The organism is Pseudomonas sp. B21-031, from assembly GCF_024748985.1.
GTDB lineage: Bacteria > Pseudomonadota > Gammaproteobacteria > Pseudomonadales > Pseudomonadaceae > Aquipseudomonas > Aquipseudomonas kermanshahensis.
In genome coordinates this window covers 1638426-1655117 of sequence record NZ_CP087181.1, presented here as the reverse complement: position 1 = coordinate 1655117, position 16692 = coordinate 1638426, and the positions used below count along the sequence as shown (strand labels likewise).

Annotated in this window: 13 protein-coding genes, 7 tRNA genes and 1 pseudogene; 5 read left to right on the top strand and 16 right to left on the bottom strand. The window is 61.7% G+C overall.

Annotation, left to right across the window (positions count from 1 at the left end; genetic code table 11):
* Positions 1-190: 190 nt before the first annotated feature.
* The 11 genes from LOY53_RS07500 to gltX form a co-directional block, all read right to left on the bottom strand.
* The gene (locus LOY53_RS07500; RefSeq protein ID WP_252827130.1) at positions 191-1162 is read right to left on the bottom strand and encodes a tRNA-dihydrouridine synthase; all 972 of its coding nucleotides are present in this window, start codon (positions 1160-1162) and stop codon (positions 191-193) included.
* A 51-nt stretch (positions 1163-1213) separates the two neighbouring features.
* Positions 1214-1648 (bottom strand): thioesterase family protein, encoded by a 435-nt coding sequence (locus LOY53_RS07495; protein WP_099453319.1) that lies wholly within the window; start codon positions 1646-1648, stop codon positions 1214-1216.
* A 49-nt stretch (positions 1649-1697) separates the two neighbouring features.
* A complete protein-coding gene (locus LOY53_RS07490) occupies positions 1698-2531 on the bottom strand; it encodes an alpha/beta hydrolase (RefSeq protein ID WP_099453318.1) in 834 nt (277 codons plus the stop codon).
* Positions 2532-2556: 25 nt separating this feature from the next.
* Positions 2557-3096, bottom strand: a complete 540-nt coding sequence (locus LOY53_RS07485; RefSeq protein WP_027596739.1) for a TetR/AcrR family transcriptional regulator — start codon at positions 3094-3096, stop codon at positions 2557-2559.
* 165 nt (positions 3097-3261) lie between these two features.
* Positions 3262-3337, bottom strand: a tRNA-Glu gene (locus tag LOY53_RS07480).
* A gap of 42 nt (positions 3338-3379) precedes the next feature.
* Positions 3380-3455 (bottom strand) — tRNA-Ala (locus LOY53_RS07475).
* A 65-nt stretch (positions 3456-3520) separates the two neighbouring features.
* Positions 3521-3596, bottom strand: a tRNA-Glu gene (locus LOY53_RS07470).
* 41 nt (positions 3597-3637) lie between these two features.
* Positions 3638-3713: transfer RNA gene (locus LOY53_RS07465), tRNA-Ala, on the bottom strand.
* Positions 3714-3766: 53 nt separating this feature from the next.
* Positions 3767-3842 (bottom strand) — tRNA-Glu (locus LOY53_RS07460).
* 72 nt (positions 3843-3914) lie between these two features.
* Positions 3915-3990, bottom strand: a tRNA-Ala gene (locus LOY53_RS07455).
* 280 nt (positions 3991-4270) lie between these two features.
* Positions 4271-5752, bottom strand: coding sequence for a glutamate--tRNA ligase (gltX, locus tag LOY53_RS07450; RefSeq protein ID WP_027596096.1), 1482 nt, complete (start codon positions 5750-5752; stop codon positions 4271-4273).
* Positions 5753-5895: 143 nt separating this feature from the next.
* Between gltX and LOY53_RS07445 the strand changes: the two genes are divergently transcribed.
* Both LOY53_RS07445 and LOY53_RS07440 read left to right on the top strand, forming a co-directional pair.
* The gene (locus LOY53_RS07445) at positions 5896-6951 is read left to right on the top strand and encodes an HlyD family secretion protein (RefSeq protein ID WP_186682014.1); all 1056 of its coding nucleotides are present in this window, start codon (positions 5896-5898) and stop codon (positions 6949-6951) included.
* A gap of 49 nt (positions 6952-7000) precedes the next feature.
* Positions 7001-8491, top strand: coding sequence for an MDR family MFS transporter (locus tag LOY53_RS07440; RefSeq protein ID WP_172961391.1), 1491 nt, complete (start codon positions 7001-7003; stop codon positions 8489-8491).
* Positions 8492-8565: 74 nt separating this feature from the next.
* Here the strand turns inward: LOY53_RS07440 and uvrB are convergent, their stop codons facing one another.
* Complete coding sequence (gene uvrB, locus LOY53_RS07435; RefSeq protein ID WP_027596093.1) at positions 8566-10581, bottom strand: excinuclease ABC subunit UvrB; 2016 nt, start codon at positions 10579-10581, stop codon at positions 8566-8568.
* Positions 10582-10868: 287 nt separating this feature from the next.
* Between uvrB and LOY53_RS07430 the strand changes: the two genes are divergently transcribed.
* Both LOY53_RS07430 and LOY53_RS07425 read left to right on the top strand, forming a co-directional pair.
* A complete protein-coding gene (locus LOY53_RS07430) occupies positions 10869-12065 on the top strand; it encodes an amino acid aminotransferase (RefSeq protein WP_099453315.1) in 1197 nt (398 codons plus the stop codon).
* A gap of 73 nt (positions 12066-12138) precedes the next feature.
* Positions 12139-12214 (top strand) — tRNA-Asn (locus LOY53_RS07425).
* Between the two features lie 158 nt (positions 12215-12372).
* On the opposite strand, the gene LOY53_RS07420 is transcribed toward LOY53_RS07425, so the two are convergent.
* From LOY53_RS07420 to LOY53_RS07405, 4 genes and pseudogenes are all read right to left on the bottom strand, one after another.
* On the bottom strand, positions 12373-12933 hold the full coding sequence (locus tag LOY53_RS07420; RefSeq protein WP_258703805.1) for a DUF1285 domain-containing protein: 561 nt from the start codon (positions 12931-12933) through the stop codon (positions 12373-12375).
* Positions 12934-12943: 10 nt separating this feature from the next.
* Positions 12944-13549 carry a DUF4823 domain-containing protein gene (locus LOY53_RS07415; protein WP_085273686.1) on the bottom strand — a complete coding sequence of 202 codons (606 nt, stop codon included), beginning with the start codon at positions 13547-13549 and terminating at the stop codon, positions 12944-12946.
* Positions 13550-13615: 66 nt separating this feature from the next.
* A pseudogene (locus LOY53_RS07410) lies at positions 13616-14583 on the bottom strand (GTP 3',8-cyclase MoaA).
* A gap of 96 nt (positions 14584-14679) precedes the next feature.
* On the bottom strand, positions 14680-15315 hold the full coding sequence (locus tag LOY53_RS07405) for a TetR/AcrR family transcriptional regulator (RefSeq protein WP_027596088.1): 636 nt from the start codon (positions 15313-15315) through the stop codon (positions 14680-14682).
* 72 nt (positions 15316-15387) lie between these two features.
* Between LOY53_RS07405 and LOY53_RS07400 the strand changes: the two genes are divergently transcribed.
* Positions 15388-16521, top strand: coding sequence for an aminotransferase class V-fold PLP-dependent enzyme (locus LOY53_RS07400; protein WP_258703804.1), 1134 nt, complete (start codon positions 15388-15390; stop codon positions 16519-16521).
* The last annotated feature ends 171 nt before the right edge of the window (positions 16522-16692 follow it).

Here is a 16692-nt window from a genome sequence, read left to right as displayed (position 1 = left end):
TAGGGTCGGTGAAATGGCTTTCAAGAGGGGCCACGAAAATTTTTTGAGCGGGTATACGTTCCAACACAACCGGTGTAGGAGCAGCCTTGTGCTGCGAAGGGGCCAGTGCCCGCAGCGAGAAATCACTGGGGTCGCCGGCCTCTTCGCAGCACAAGGCTGCGCCTACCGTGAATCGGGCGATTCCGCGCGATCAGGCAACACACGCCTCGAATGCCTGCACCTCAACCCCCAACAACCGGCTGATCCGCGCGCAATCATCTTCGCGACGCAATTCGGCAAACAGCACGACCGCCTCCGGGTAGCTGCGGGTCAGCATCGCCAACCACTGCTTCATCCGCCCCGGCGCATAGCGCGGCGACAGCTTGGCCTGGGCCTGGCGCCAGAACTCGCGCAGCAGCGGCAGCAAATCGTCCCAGCTCATCGGCTGGTAGTCGCGCCCCTCGCGGGCAGCGGCAATCTGTATGCCCAGGTCGGGCCGCGACACCAGTCCACGCCCCAACATGATGTGTTCGGCACCACTGACCTCACGGCAGCGGCGCCAGTCGTCCACGGTCCAGATTTCGCCATTGGCGAACACCGGCACCTTGACCACATCCTGCACCCGCGCCACCCACTCCCAGTGAGCCGGCGGCTTGTAGCCCTCGACCTTGGTGCGGGCGTGCACCACCAGATGCGCCGAACCGCCTTCGGCCAGAGCCGTGGCGCAGTCCAGCGCGCCATCCGGGCTGTCGAAGCCCAGGCGCATCTTCGCCGTCACCGGGATATGCGCCGGCACCGCACGGCGCACTTCGCGGACGATGGCGTGCAGCAGCTCTGGCTCCTTGAGCAGCACCGCGCCGCCTCGTGACTTGTTCACGGTCTTGGCTGGGCAACCGAAGTTCAGGTCGATCACCGGGGCACCCAGCTCACAGGCCAACGCTGCGTTCTCGGCCAGGCAGACCGGGTCGGAGCCCAGCAGTTGCACACGCATCGGCACCCCGGCCGCAGTCCGCGCGCCTTGGCGCAATTCAGGCGCTAGCTTGTCGAACGAGGATGGCGGCAGCAGGCGGTCGCACACGCGGATGAACTCGGTGACGCACCAATCGATGCCACCCACTCGGGTCAGGACGTCGCGCAGGATGTTGTCAACCAGCCCCTCCATGGGGGCCAGGGCAATTTGCATGTGTGGGTCTCGGCGGGAAAAGGCGGCAGTCTAACAAAAAACCACAGCCCTTCAGGCACCGATCAGCGCTTGGCCGTACCCCTCGATGAACTCTGCAGGCATGCGCTTGGGCTTGCCGCTGGACAATTCGATACAGGCGAAAGTGGTCTGCGCGCGCAGCAGGGTCACGCCATCACGCGGGCGCTTGAGCTGGAAGCGGCGGGTCATGCGCAGGCGCTGGTCCCACTCGATGATCCAGGTCGCCAGCTGCAGCTCGTCATCTTCATAGCCCGCAGCCAGGTAGTCGATTTCGTGGCGCACCACCGCCATGGCCCGGTCCAGGCGCCGGTACTCGGCGAGGTCCAGGCCAAGGCGCTGAGAGTGGCGCCAGGCGCAGCGTTCGAGCCACGTGACATAGGTAGCATTGTTGGCGTGGCCGAGGCCGTCGATGTCCTCGCTGCCGACACGCAGGTCGATGATGAAGGGTGTTGCCAAGTCCCAGCTCATGCACGCTCCTAATAACAAAAACACAACTGAAAGCCAGTGTAACGGATGCTCAGGCCCTTTGCCGGGCCGGCGCGCTGGCCCGTGCAAGCAATTCAAGCACCGCCTCGCCCAGACGTGGGTCGGCCAGCACTCGCTGGTGCCCGCCCTCCTCCAGCAGCAGCAAGCGGCTGTCGAACCAGGCCTTATGGATGATATGGGCCTCATCGACAGCCACCAGGCCATCGTCAGCCGCATGCACCACCAAGCCTGGCAGTTCCAACTGGTAACCACTGACATCCAGGCGCGTGATCTGCATCCCCACATCGCGCTCCACTTGGCGAATGAATGCGGCTCGTGCGCGCGCCGGCAGCCCCAGGCGATGCGCGAAGCCGCGCAACACGCCGAGCAACCGGGCGGGTGCAGCGATACTTACTGCCGCCTCCGCGCGCAGCCCCATCTGCAACGCCAGCAACACACTGGCTCCGCCCATGGAGTGGCCTATCACCGCGCGCAACGGTGGCAACTCGGCGGCCGCTTCCAGCAGTGCCCGTGCGAACAACACCACGTGAGCTTGATGGCCTGGAGAGCGACCGTGCGCCGGCCCCTCCAACGACACCACCGTATGCCCGGCCTGGACCAGGGCCTCGATCAACGCGGCAAACTGGGTGGGGCGCCCTTCCCAGCCGTGCATCAGCAATACTGTCGGCCCCTTGCCCCAACGCAACGCCGACAGCCCGAAGCGCAGGGTGATGCGCTCGGCCTTGGCGAGTAACGGTAACTCCCACGCTCTGGGGGGCAGCGTGCGCGGGGTCATGAATGCGCGGCGCATCTTGCCGGCCACATGCTCAGGCGCCAGGTGGCCAAGGGTGCCATTGATGCCGCGAATCCAGCTCAGGGTAGTCATCACCTTGCTCCAGCATTGTGGTTATTCAGATCACCGCCGACTTGGCGGCACGCAATACACGGTCAGAAAGCTCGCCAGTGCCCAAGGCGCGCGCCAGTGCCAGGCCACCGACCATCAGCGCCAGGTCGGCCAGTGCTTTGTCGATGTCTTCGGGGCGATCGACCATTTTCGCGGTCATCAGCTCGATGTGCTCGGCCAGCACCTCGCGGAACACCTCTGGCAGGCGCTGCATTTCGCCCAGGGCGTTGGGCAGCGGGCAGGCATGCACTTGCGCGTCGCGGTGCTTGCGCGAAAGGTAGAACGCCGTCACCAACGCCCGGCGCGCCTCGCCATCCAGGCTGGGGTCGACCTGCGCCAGCAAGTCCCGCCGTTCGCCCAATAACTGGCGAAACGCCTCCAGCATGAGTTCGTCCTTGCTCTCGAAATGGGCATAGAACCCCCCTACCGTCAGGCCTGCAGCCCCCATGACCTGGCTGACGCTCGGTTCAGCCGGCCCATGCTGGATCAAGGCGCTGCGCGCAGCTTCGAGAATCCGCTCGCGGGTTTTGCTCTTTTTGTCGTTCATGGCCACCTCGAATATGATGCTTGTAATATTATAAGCATCATATTTTTTGGCAAGCGAAATTAGCGACCACCTGTCGGTGCCCGAAAAAATGGGAAAGGGAGAAAAACAAAAGGCCCATTCAATAAGCGAATGAGCCTTTAAAGTCCCGCAAAACGCGGGTAAACATGGCGTCCCCTAGGGGACTCGAACCCCTGTTACCGCCGTGAAAGGGCGGTGTCCTAGGCCACTAGACGAAGGGGACGTAACCTTCGTGCCGGTTCATTTTCACAAACCGCGGCAAAATTGGTGGAGCTAAGCGGGATCGAACCGCTGACCTCCTGCATGCCATGCAGGCGCTCTCCCAGCTGAGCTATAGCCCCGAAAACAAAAGGCTCATCCAATAGACGAATGAGCCTCTTTAAGCCCCGCAAAACGCGGGTAAAAGTGGCGTCCCCTAGGGGACTCGAACCCCTGTTACCGCCGTGAAAGGGCGGTGTCCTAGGCCACTAGACGAAGGGGACGTAACCTTCGTGCCGGTCCGTTTTCACGTACCGCGGCAAATTGGTGGAGCTAAGCGGGATCGAACCGCTGACCTCCTGCATGCCATGCAGGCGCTCTCCCAGCTGAGCTATAGCCCCAGATTTTTAGCCTCGCGGCCCAGCGACATCGTGAAACATCGCTTGTGTAAAACTGGCGTCCCCTAGGGGACTCGAACCCCTGTTACCGCCGTGAAAGGGCGGTGTCCTAGGCCACTAGACGAAGGGGACGAACCTTCTTACCTTCAAGACCCGGTTGCTGTACCCGGTCTTGCTTATCAGCCGTGGCTGCTAAGCGGAATTTGGTGGAGCTAAGCGGGATCGAACCGCTGACCTCCTGCATGCCATGCAGGCGCTCTCCCAGCTGAGCTATAGCCCCACTATGTCGCTCTGAGCAGAATCGCTGGCTGGGTGCCTGGCGTTTCGTTTCGCTCATCGCTGTGGACGGGGCGCATATTAAGATCGGATTGCACGGCTGTCAAACGAATTTTTGAAAATATTCAAAAGTTTTTTCACAGATAACAATCACTTACCGCCCTGCCCCTTGCAGGAGCAGCCTTGTGCTGCGAAGAGGCCGGTACACACTAGCAACATTGCTGGCGTCTGTACCGACGTCTTCGCAGCACAAGGCTGCGCCTACATCGCTACGGGCTGCTGTGTCAGGCGATGTTCGCCAGCAGCTTTTCCCACTCTTTGTTTTCTTTTTTCGACACACCACCCAGCAAGTCCAGAGCCTGGCGCAAGCGGTAGCGGGTCAGGTCCGGGCCGAGGATTTCCATGGCATCGAGCACCGACACCGAGCTGGCCTGGCCGGTAATGGCGGCGAACATCAGCGGCATGGCGTCACGCAGTTTCAGCTCCAGCGACTCGACCACGGCCTGGATGCAACCGGTGATGCGGTCCTTCTCCCACTGGCGCAGGCTTTCGAGCTTCCACAGGATCAACTGGATGACCTGGCGCACCTGATCAGCCGACAGCTTCTTGCTCTCGAACAGCTTGGCATCGAGCTTCAGCGCGCCCTCGAAGAAGAAGCCACCCAGCGGCGCAACCTGGCTGAAGGTCTCGACCCGGCCTTGAACATGCGGGGCGATCTTCATCATGTAATCACTGTTGAACGCCCATTTCTGCAAGCGCGCGGCGAACTGTTCGACCGGCAGCTCGCGCAGCCACTGGCCATTGAGCCAGGACAGTTTTTCAATGTCGAAAATCGGCCCACCCAGGGAGATGCGCGACAGGTCGAAGTGCTCGACCATTTCGGCCAGGGAGAACTTCTCGCGCTCGTCCGGCATCGACCAGCCCATGCGGCCAAGGTAGTTGAGCATCGCCTCGGGCATGAAGCCCATGCGCTCGTAGAAGGTGACCGAGGTCGGGTTCTTGCGCTTGGACAGCTTGGACTTGTCCGGGTTACGCAGCAGCGGCATGTAGCACAGCTTGGGCTGCTCCCAGCCGAAGTACTCGTACAGCTTGATCAGCTTGGGCGCCGATGGCAGCCACTCTTCACCACGCAGAACGTGGGTGATGCCCATCAGGTGGTCGTCGACCACGTTGGCCAGGAAGTAGGTCGGCAGGCCGTCGTTCTTCATCAGCACCTGCATGTCCATGCGGTCCCATGGGATTTCGACGTCACCGCGCAGCATGTCTGGCACCACGCAGATGCCTTCGCTCGGCACCTTCATGCGGATCACGTGGGGCTCGCCGGCGTCCAGGCGGCGCTGCACTTCTTCAGCGCTCAGCAACAGGGCACGGCCGTCGTAACGCGGGGTCTCGCCACGGGCCATTTGCTCGGCGCGCATCTGCTCCAGCTCTTCAGCGGTGCAGAAGCAGTAGAACGCGTGGCCGGCATCGACCAGTTGCTTGGCGTATTTGGCGTAGATCTCGCCACGCTCGCTCTGCCGGTACGGGCCGTGCGGGCCACCGACGTCCGGGCCTTCGTTCCACTCGATGCCAAGCCAGCGCAAGGCGTCGAAGATCTGCTGTTCCGACTCGCGGGTGGAGCGCAGTTGGTCGGTATCTTCGATGCGCAGGATGAACTCGCCGCCGTGCTGCTTGGCAAAGCAGTAATTGAACAGGGCGATGTAGGCGGTGCCGACATGGGGGTCGCCCGTGGGCGATGGCGCGATACGCGTGCGTACGGTGGTCATGGAAGGTCTCGAACGAAAGATGAAACAAAGGCGGGATGTTAGCAGGGAGCAGGCACCCGGCTCCAGCAATGGCGCGAACGACACTTGTCGAACTGCCGTCCGTCGCTGTTAAATTTGTTTACATTTCTGGAACCATAGTCCTCATGCCTGCTCAACTCAAACGCCGCCTGCTGATCTTCTTTGTCGTGGTTGCGGCCATCGCCCTCGCCTTCCTGGCCCACTGGTACTTCAAGGGGCGCTTTTACGAAAGCACCGACAACGCTTACGTTCAGGGCGAAATCACCCGTATTTCCAGCCAACTTGGCGCCCGTATCGAAGATGTACGGGTGCAGGACAACCAGCACGTGGTCAAAGGCGAACTGCTGGTACGCCTGGAGGCCGCCGATTTTCAACTCGCCGTCGAGCGCGCGCGAGCCGCCCTGGCAACCCGTGAAGCGGAACACGTGCAGGCTGAAAGCCGCCTAACGCAACAAGGCAGCTTGATCGCTGCAGGCCAGGCCCAGGTCGCCGCCAATCAGGCCACGCTCAACCGCTCACGCCTGGACCTCAACCGTGCAGAAGCCCTGCGCAAGCCTGGCTTCGTGTCCGAGGAGCGGGTGACCACCCTTTCGGCAGAAAGCCACGTCGCCAGCTCCCAGGTCGACAAGGCCCGCGCTGACCTGCAAAGCCAGCGCCAGCAGGTCAATGCCCTGACTGCCGAGCTCAAACGCCTCGATGCGCAGATCGCCAATGCCCGTGCCGACCTTGCCCAGGCCGAATTGAACCTGACCCGCTGCGAGATCCGCGCCCCGATCAGCGGCACCATCGGCCAACGCAACGCACGCAACGGTCAGGTGGTACAGGCCGGTGCCTACCTGCTGTCGATCGTGCCCGATGAAGACATCTGGGTGCAGGCCAACTTCAAGGAAACCCAGATTGGCCACATGCAACCAGGGCAGCGCGCCGAATTGCTGTTCGACAGCTACCCAGACACCCCCATCGAAGCCCGGGTCAACAGCCTGTTTGCAGCCTCCGGCGCCCAGTTCAGCCTGCTGCCACCGGACAACGCCACCGGCAACTTCACCAAGGTGGTGCAGCGCATCCCGGTGAAGCTGACCTTCAGCGCCGACAACCCGCTGCATGGCCGCATCCGCCCCGGCATGTCGGTCACCGCCACTGTCGATATCCGCACCGAGGATGAAGGCCGCAATGGCCGGTGATCAGTTGCTCCGGCCCACTGCCGAGCCCAGCCGGCGCGACTGGATTGCGGTGATGAGCGTGATGCTCGGCGCCTTCATGGCCGTGCTCGACATCCAGATTACCAACTCGTCGCTAAAGGACATCCAGGGCGCACTTTCCGCGACCTTGGAAGAAGGCTCGTGGATCTCCACCTCCTACCTGGTGGCGGAAATCATCATGATTCCGCTGACCGCCTGGCTGGTGCAGTTGCTGTCCGCCCGACGTCTGGCGGTGTGGGTTTCAGCCGGCTTTTTGCTGTCGTCCCTGCTCTGCTCCATGGCCTGGAACCTGGAGAGCATGATCATGTTCCGTGCCCTGCAGGGCTTTACCGGTGGCGCGCTGATCCCCCTGGCCTTCACGCTGACCCTGATCAAGCTACCCGAGCACCACCGCGCCAAGGGCATGGCCATGTTCGCCATGACGGCCACCTTCGCGCCCTCAATCGGCCCGACCCTGGGTGGGTGGCTGACGGAGAACTGGGGCTGGGAGTACATTTTCTACATCAACATCCCGCCAGGCTTGGTGATGATCGCTGGGCTGCTGTACGGGCTAGAGAAAAAAGAGGCGCATTGGGAGCTGCTGAAGAGCACCGACTATGCCGGCATCGTCACGCTCGGCCTGGGGCTGGGCTGCCTGCAGGTCTTTCTTGAGGAAGGCCATCGCAAGGATTGGCTGGAATCAAACCTGATCGTCAGCCTGGGCACCGTCGCCCTGATCAGCCTGATTACCTTTGTCATCCTGCAGTTTTCCAAGCCGCACCCTTTGATCAACCTGCGCATCCTCGGCAACCGCAACTTTGGCTTGTCGAGTATTGCCAGCCTGGGCATGGGGGTCGGGCTGTATGGCTCAATCTACTTGTTGCCGCTGTACCTGGCGCAGATCCAGGGCTACAACGCCCTGCAGATCGGCGAGGTGATCATGTGGATGGGGGTACCGCAGCTGTTTCTGATTCCGCTGGTGCCGCAGCTGATGAAAGTGGTCTCGCCGAAGATACTGTGCGCTGTAGGCTTCTGCCTGTTCGGGGCCGCCAGCTTTGGCTCGGGGGTGCTTAACCCGGACTTTGCGGGGCCGCAGTTCAACCACATCCAGATCATTCGGGCACTGGGGCAACCGATGATCATGGTGACCATTTCGTTGATTGCCACGGCCTATATCCAGCAACAAGATGCCGGGTCGGCATCGAGCCTGTTCAACATCCTGCGCAACTTGGGTGGGGCCATTGGCATTGCCTTGCTTGCCACCTTGCTGGATGCGCGGACCAAGGTGTACTTCGACTACCTCCGCGAATCGGTGGTGCCCAGCAACCCACAGGTGGCAGAGCGCCTGGCGCAACTGGCGGAGCGACTGGGCAGTGAGACGGCGGCGCTTGGCAAGCTGAGCGAGATTACCCATCAGCAGGCGCAGATCATGGCGTACAACGATGCCTTCCACTTTGTCGGCATCGGCTTGGCGGTGAGCATGGTAGCGGTGCTGTTGACGCGCAAGCTGCCGGAAGGGTTGAAGGCTGGGGAGGCTCATTGAGCTGATTTGTTTGTTGCCTGTGCCGGCCTCTTCGCGGGGCAAGCCCGCGAAGAGGCCTAACCGGGAGCAAAGGTTCAGCTGGTGATCAGCCGCTCCCGCAACTGGGTGATCTCGTCGCGCATTTGCGCTGCGGCTTCGAACTCCAGGTCCCGCGCGAACTGCATCATCTTCTCTTCCAGCTGCTTGATACGCTTGGTGATCTCGCCCGGCGTGCGCAGCTCGGCTTCGTAGCGGGCGCTCTCCTCCGCGGCCTTGGCCATACCCTTGCGCTTCTTGCTGCGCGAGCCGGGTACGGTAGCGCCTTCCATGATGTCGGTGATGTCCTTGACCACCCCCTTGGGCACGATACCGTTGGCCAGGTTGAAGGCAATCTGCTTCTCCCGGCGCCGCTCGGTCTCATCGATGGCCCGCTGCATCGAGCCGGTCATCTGGTCGGCGTACAAGATGGCCCGGCCATTGAGGTTACGCGCGGCCCGACCAATGGTCTGGATCAGTGACCGCTCGGAACGCAGGAAGCCTTCCTTGTCGGCATCGAGAATCGCCACCAGCGACACCTCAGGCATGTCCAACCCCTCACGCAGCAGGTTGATGCCCACCAGCACATCGAAGGTGCCCAAGCGCAGGTCGCGGATGATTTCCACCCGCTCGACCGTGTCGATGTCCGAGTGCAGGTAACGCACCCGCACGTCGTGGTCGGCCAGGTAATCACTGAGGTCCTCGGCCATACGTTTGGTCAGCGTGGTCGCCAGCACCCGCTCCCCCGCATCGACACGCTTGCGGATCTCCGACAGCAGGTCATCGACCTGGGTCAACGCCGGGCGTATCTCCACTTGCGGGTCGACCAGACCGGTGGGCCGCACCACCTGCTCGACCACGCGGCCGGCATGTTCGGCCTCGTAGGGACCGGGGGTTGCCGAAACGAAAATAGTCTGCGGGCTGACCGACTCCCATTCATCGAAGCGCATGGGCCGGTTGTCCAACGCCGAAGGCAGGCGGAAGCCGTATTCGACCAGGGTTTCCTTGCGCGAGCGGTCGCCCTTGTACATGGCGCCGACCTGGGGGACGCTGACGTGTGACTCGTCGATCACCAGCAGCGCATCCGCGGGCAGGTAGTCGTATAGGGTGGGTGGCGGCGCGCCGGAGGGGCGCCCAGACAAATAGCGTGAGTAGTTTTCGATACCGTTGCAGTAACCCAGCTCCAGGATCATTTCCAGGTCGAAACGGGTGCGCTGCTCCAGCCGCTGCGCCTCCACCAGCTTGTTGCCCTTGTGCAGGTATTCGAGCCGGTCCTTGAGCTCTTCCTTGATGCCTTCGACAGCGTCGAGCAGCGTCTCACGCGGGGTCACATAGTGGCTCTTGGGGTAGAACGTGAAGCGCGGCAGCTTTCGAAAGACTTCCCCCGTGAGCGGGTCGAAGGCAGCGATGTTCTCCACTTCGTCATCGAACAGCTCGATGCGGATGGCTTCAAGGTCGGATTCGGCTGGGAACACGTCGATTACGTCGCCGCGCACACGGAAGGTGGCGCGGGCGAAATCCATCTCGTTGCGGGTGTACTGCAAGTCAGCCAGGCGGCGCAGCAAGGCGCGCTGGTCGAGTTTGTCGCCGCGGTCCACGTGCAGGACCATCTTCAGGTAGGTCTCGGGGCTGCCCAGGCCATAGATGCACGACACGGTGGTGACGATGATCGCGTCGCGCCGCTCGAGCAAGGCCTTGGTCGCCGACAGGCGCATCTGCTCGATATGGTCGTTGATCGATGCATCCTTCTCGATGAAGGTATCGGACGACGGGACATAGGCCTCGGGCTGGTAGTAGTCGTAGTAGGAAACGAAATACTCGACCGCGTTGTTCGGGAAGAACGCCTTGAACTCGCCATACAGCTGCGCCGCCAGGGTCTTGTTCGGCGCCAGCACCAAGGTTGGGCGCTGCACTTGCTGAATGACGTTGGCGATGCTGAACGTCTTGCCCGAGCCGGTCACGCCGAGCAACGTCTGGTGCGAAAGCCCCGCCTCGATGCCTTCGACCATCTGGCGAATGGCTTCGGGCTGATCGCCGGCCGGCTGGAAACGGGTGACGAGCTGGAACTCGGACATGAGGGACCTCGCGGTGTCGCAGCAACTGTAAATTTAGCCAGTAGTCTATACCCAAATGCGCTCGCTCGGGGCCGGTTTCAAGCCCCAGGTGTGAACGCTTATTGCTGTGGACACGGCAATAAGACCAATGGTCAAAAAATATTTGCGTAAATGGCCGGAAAAGCTGCGCCAGAGTGTCGCAGTGACCGGTCGGTATCACTATACTGACTCCCCGTTTGTGCACCGCTTCAGTGCATTCGGCTGGAGCGTGTACGTCCTATCACTCTCCAATCAGAGCCAAGGTAACAATGAGCCTGTTTTCCGCTGTCGAGCTGGCACCCCGCGACCCTATTCTGGGCCTCAACGAAGCATTCAACGCCGATCCACGTACTGACAAGGTCAACCTGGGCGTGGGCGTCTACTGCAATGAGGAAGGCCGCATTCCGCTGCTGCGCGCCGTGATCGAAGCCGAGACCCAGCGTGCTGCCCAGCATGCCTCGCGCGGCTACTTGCCGATCGACGGTATCGCGACTTACGACCAGGCCGTGCAAAAACTGCTGTTCGGCGCCGAATCGCCGCTGTTGGCCGCTGGCCGTGTCGTCACCGTGCAAGCCGTTGGCGGCACCGGTGCGCTGAAAATTGGCGCCGACTTCCTCAAGCGCCTGTCGCCCAATGCCGTGGTTGCCATCAGCGACCCTAGCTGGGAAAACCACCGCGCCCTGTTCGAGACCGCGGGCTTCCCGGTACAGAACTACCGCTATTACGACGCGCCGAGCAACGACGTTAACCGCGCCGGCATGCTCGAAGACCTGAACAGCCTGCCGTCCGGCTCGATCGTCGTTCTGCACGCCTGCTGCCACAACCCGACCGGTGTCGACCTTAACCTGGACGACTGGAAAAACGTCCTGGAAGTGGTCAAGGCCAAGGGCCACGTGCCATTCCTCGACATGGCCTACCAGGGCTTCGGTGACGGCATCGCTGAAGACGCCTTCGCCGTGCGCCTGTTCGCCGAGTCGGGCCTGGACTTCTTTGTTTCCAGCTCGTTCTCCAAGTCGTTCTCGCTGTATGGCGAGCGCGTCGGCGCCCTGTCGATCGTGACCGGTTCCAAGGACGAAAGCACCCGCGTGCTGTCCCAGGTCAAGCGTGTGATCCGCACCACCTACTCCAACCCGCCGACCCATGGCGCGACCATCGTCGCCACCGTGCTCAACAACGACGAGCTGCGTCAGATGTGGGAAGCGGAACTGGGCGAAATGCGCCAGCGCATCCACGGCATGCGCAAGCAGATGGTCGAGCTGCTGGCCACCTACGGTGCCAAGCGCGACTTCAGCTTCGTTGGCCGCCAAGTGGGCATGTTCTCCTACTCCGGCCTGACCGTCGAGCAAGTGGCTCGCCTGAAGAACGAGTTCGGCATCTACGCGCTGGACACTGGCCGCATTGCCGTCGCCGCACTGAATCAAAGCAACATCCACGTGGTCACCAAGGCCATCGTCGAAGTGCTGTAACTGCTTGATTCGATTCTGATTTACCAGGGGGAAGCTTGACTTCCCTTTGGTGATCAGTAAGATATGCGCAGATTCCGCGATAGCTCAGTCGGTAGAGCAAATGACTGTTAATCATTGGGTCCCTGGTTCGAGTCCAGGTCGCGGAGCCAAACACTTAAAAGCCCCCGGGTGCGCAAGCAACCGGGGGCTTTTTCGTTGTACGGCTGGAATGCTGCAGCGCCTGGCAGACCGAGCGCCGCGCGCGCGGCGCTCGATCCTAATGACACCACACTGCTCAAGACAGGCACATGCCAGCCGCCACAAGGTGTCAGCCGGTACGCCCGATCGGATAGAACTCGCCCCGGCTCCATACCCCCAGCCACTCTTCACCGTCGATAATGCGCGGCACCGCCAGCTCGACCAGTTGGTAGAACACATTGCGATGAATCAGCGCTTCAAGGTTGCTGCGCATCAGTACGTAGGGGGATGGCTCTTGCGTGACAGGATCGAGCTCGACCCGCAATGGGTTATCCGGCCCCGCCTCGACCTGGTCGTCGACATTGCTGGTGAAGCGCAATACTTGTTGCTCACCCTCGCCCTGTACCTCCAGGACAACCGCGACAAAGGGCGCATCGTCGACACGGATGCCGACCTTCTCCACCGGGGTTATCAGGAAATAGTCATCGCCGTCGCGGCGGATGATCGTGGAAAACAACCGCACCATCGGCTTGCGCCCAATCGGCGTGCCCAGGTAATACCAGGTGCCGTCGCGGGCGATGCGCATGTCGATGTCGCCGCAGAAGTCCGGGTTCCACAGGTGCACGGGCGGTAGGCCCTTCGCCTTGGGGATTTGCGCCAGAAGGTCATTGGCCTTGCCGGAATCGCTCATCACGCTTGCCTCATTCGCTCATGCCCAGAAGGCTACGAGCGTACTCGCGCATCGGCGCGGCAAGCAAATCTTCCGGCGTATTGTCGTGGAACGTCAACAAACCGCCACGGCTTTTGATGCGTGCGGTGTCGATCAAGTAGCGGGTATTGGTTTCGATCAGCATCATCTGCACCACCCCAGTGTCCCAGCCGAGGCGGTCAACAGCCTGCTCGTCATACCATTCGTCGCCGTTGCCGATGCGGTCATCGGTACGTGCGAAACGGGTGTACAGCACGTAGTCCGCGCCCACCGAACGCGCCTGGGCGATCGCGTCCTCCAAGCCGAGCGGGCCTTGGGCACGGCGTACTAGGGGGAAATACTCGACGAAGCTCTTGAAGGCCTGGTCGGCAACCACATTCTGCTGCGGTACTGGCCCTTTACCGGGCGGCACAAAGGCGCCTTGGCCAATGAAGATGAACGAGTCGGGCTGCAGGCGGATAGACAGGGTCCTGCGGGTATCGCTGTGATCGAGCAGACCGGCGTCGCTCATGTGGTAACGGACGCCTTCGCCCATATCGCTGACATTCATGCAGCCGCCCAACGCCATCAGCGCCAGCAGCAAGACCAGGCTACGCATCTTTCCTCCAGTGGCCGGCGACGAAAAACCGGCGAATAGCCGGCGGATGCAGCTTTTGCGCCAGACTCAGCCGCCGATCACCTTCATCACCGTAACCCCCCGGAAAACGCCACATCCTGCTTGTCTGCCAGGGCTTTGACCAGCAGCCGCTGCAGGGCAGGAAGCGCTAGATGACGCGGCTTTTCTAACAGATCGCCGACATAGTGGCGGTTGCTCGACGACAGGCAGCCATGCAGCCAACCCGTGGATGACAAACGTAGCCGCGAGCAACCGCGGCAAAACGGCACGCTCTCGTTGGCTATTACGCCGAAATGGCCTTTACCCGGGATCTGGTAACGCAGGGCCGTAGCATCCACCGGCACATCGACCTGCTCGAAGGCATGCTCGGCACCAATCAGCCCGAGCAACTGATCAAGGCCCACGAACTGCTGCAAAAATGCATTGCGATCACTGGCCAGGTGGCCCATGCGCATCAGCTCGATGAAGCGCAGCTCGAAACCCCGCTCGAGGCAGTAATCCAACATCGGCAACACCTGGTCGAGGTTTTGCCCACGCATCGGCACCATGTTCACTTTGATGCGCATGCCCTGCTCGCTGGCGTGCTGCATGCCTGCCAGCACACTGGCCAGGTCGCCACCGCGGGCGATGCGGCGAAACGCTAGCGGGTCGAGGGTATCGAGGGACACATTCAAACGGCGGATGCCGGCGGCATGAAGCGCTGGCAGCTTGCGCGCGAGCAATTGGCCATTGGTGGTCAGCGAGATATCGTCGAGGGGAAGTTTGGCAATGGCAGCCAGAAAGCCATCCAGGCGGGGGCTGACCAGCGGCTCGCCACCAGTAATGCGTAAACGCTCGATACCCGCGGCTTCAATCAGATAAGCAACGCCCCGCGCCAGGGCTTGCGCCGACAGCTCGTCCTGCGCCGCTACCAGGCGCTTGCCATTGGGCACGCAGTAAGTGCACGCATAGTTACAGGCAGCCGTCAGGCTGACACGCAGGTTGCGAAAACGCCTGCCTTGACGATCGACGATCATGGATGACTCCAGCATGGATGAAGCGGGGCTGGCAAAACCTGACTCATAAATCAGGTTTTTGCAAGCACCTTGTTCATGCTGGAGCCACCGGACCGGTCAGTGGGTGGGTTCCGGGTCGCGTTTGCGCTTGTTGCCCATGCGTACGCCGATGTCCATGAGGAACTGGAAGAAACCTTCCTGATCCTCAAGCACATTGCTCCAGAACGGCGAGTGGTACAGCGCCACGGCGCCATGCACCAACGCCCAGGCCGCGCAGTAGTGGAAGTACGGCGGTACGTCTTCGAGCTTGCCTTCGCTGATACGGCCCTTGATCAACTGGGTGAGGCGATCGAAGTTGGAGGCGCGGATGCTGTGCAACTGCTCGACCATCTCCGGCACCTGATTACCCTTGACCACCTTTTCTTCCAGGCGGTCGAACAGGCGATAGCGCTGCGGGTCGCGCATGCGGAACTCGAAGTAGGCCCGCGACAGGGCTTCCTTGTCACGGTCGACGTCGGCCGAATGCAACAGCTCATTCAAATCACGCTCGTAGTCGAGCATCAGGCGCAGGTAGATCTCCGCCTTGGACTTGAAGTGCTTGTAGATCGTGCCTTTGCCGATACCTACCGCGTCAGCGATCATCTCGACGGTGACACTGTCTTCACCCTGTTCGAGAAACAGCTTGAGCGCGGTATCGAGGATTTCCTGTTCGCGACGGCGAAACTCACGGACCTTACGAGGTTCTTTCTGCATAGGAAGGACTGGATGACAATCGAAGCGGTTTATTATGCCTAACTTGCGGGAAATTGCACGGATCATCCAACCATGTCTATGTTTCACGATGAGTTCGACCATGCTCCCGGGCTGCGCTACCTGAACCACGCCGCCATCGCCCCCTGGCCACGCCGGGCTGCCGAGGCAGTGGCCCGCTTCGCCCGCGACAACGTTTGCCTCGGTGCCAGCGAGTACACATCCTGGCTGGCCACCGAGCGACGCCTGCGCGCGCGGCTGGCGCGGCTTATTCATGCGCCCTCGCCTGGCGATATCGCCTTGGTGAAAAACACCTCAGAAGGGCTGTCGCTGGTTGCCTTTGGCTTGGACTGGGCAGCGGGCGACCAGGTGGTGATCAGCGACGAGGAGTTCCCTTCCAACCGCGTGGTGTGGGAGGCATTGGCCGACCGTGGCGTGCAGGTGATCGAGGCCAGCCTGGCCGGCCCAGACCCCGAAGCCACCTTGCTGACGGCCTGCGGCCCGCGCACCCGGCTATTGGCGGTCAGCGCGGTGCAGTTCGGCAGCGGCCTGCGCCTGGACCTGGCGCGCCTGGGTGAAGGTTGCAGGGCGCGTAATGTACTGTTCTGCATCGATGCCATTCAGCAGGTCGGCGCCCTGCCCTTCGACGTACAACGCTTTCAGTGTGATTTTGCCGTGGCCGATGGCCATAAGTGGATGCTCGGCCCTGAGGGGCTGGGAATGTTCTATTGCCGCGCCGCGCTCCGCCCGCAACTTGAACTCAATGCCTATGGCTGGCACATGCTGGAACACCTGGGCGACTTCGACCGACGCCAATGGCAGCCCGCACACAGCGCGCGGCGTTTCGAGTGTGGCAGCCCTAACATGCTCGGCGCCCATGCGCTGGAGGCAAGCCTGTCGCTCCTGGAGGAGGTCGGTATCGGCACGGTCGCGCAGCAATTGCAGCAGCGCGTGGCCCAGTTGTATGAAGGTTTGGCATCAGTGCCCGGTGTTGTGCTGCACACCCCGGCTGACCCAGGCAGACGAGCGGGCATCGTCACATTCAGTATCAAAGGGCAGGCCAGCGTGGACATCCACAAGGCCTTGATGGCCGAGCGCACAAGTTGCGCTTTGCGCGGCGGCGGTGTGCGATTTTCACCGCATTTCTATACCAGTGAGCAGCTGATCGACGAAACTGTTCAGCAGGTGCGGCGCCTGGCCATGCACTGAGAGTGCAACCGAACGCGGGCGTATTCCAAATCTGTTTAAAAAACGACCAACAGCCACTGGCACTGCGCCAAACCTGACCAATACTTGAAGTGTTGGCGCGGCGCATCCCCCCCAAGTGGCGCGCCGATAAAGGTGCTCAGGGACCGCGTACCTTTGTTTTACTCCTAATGG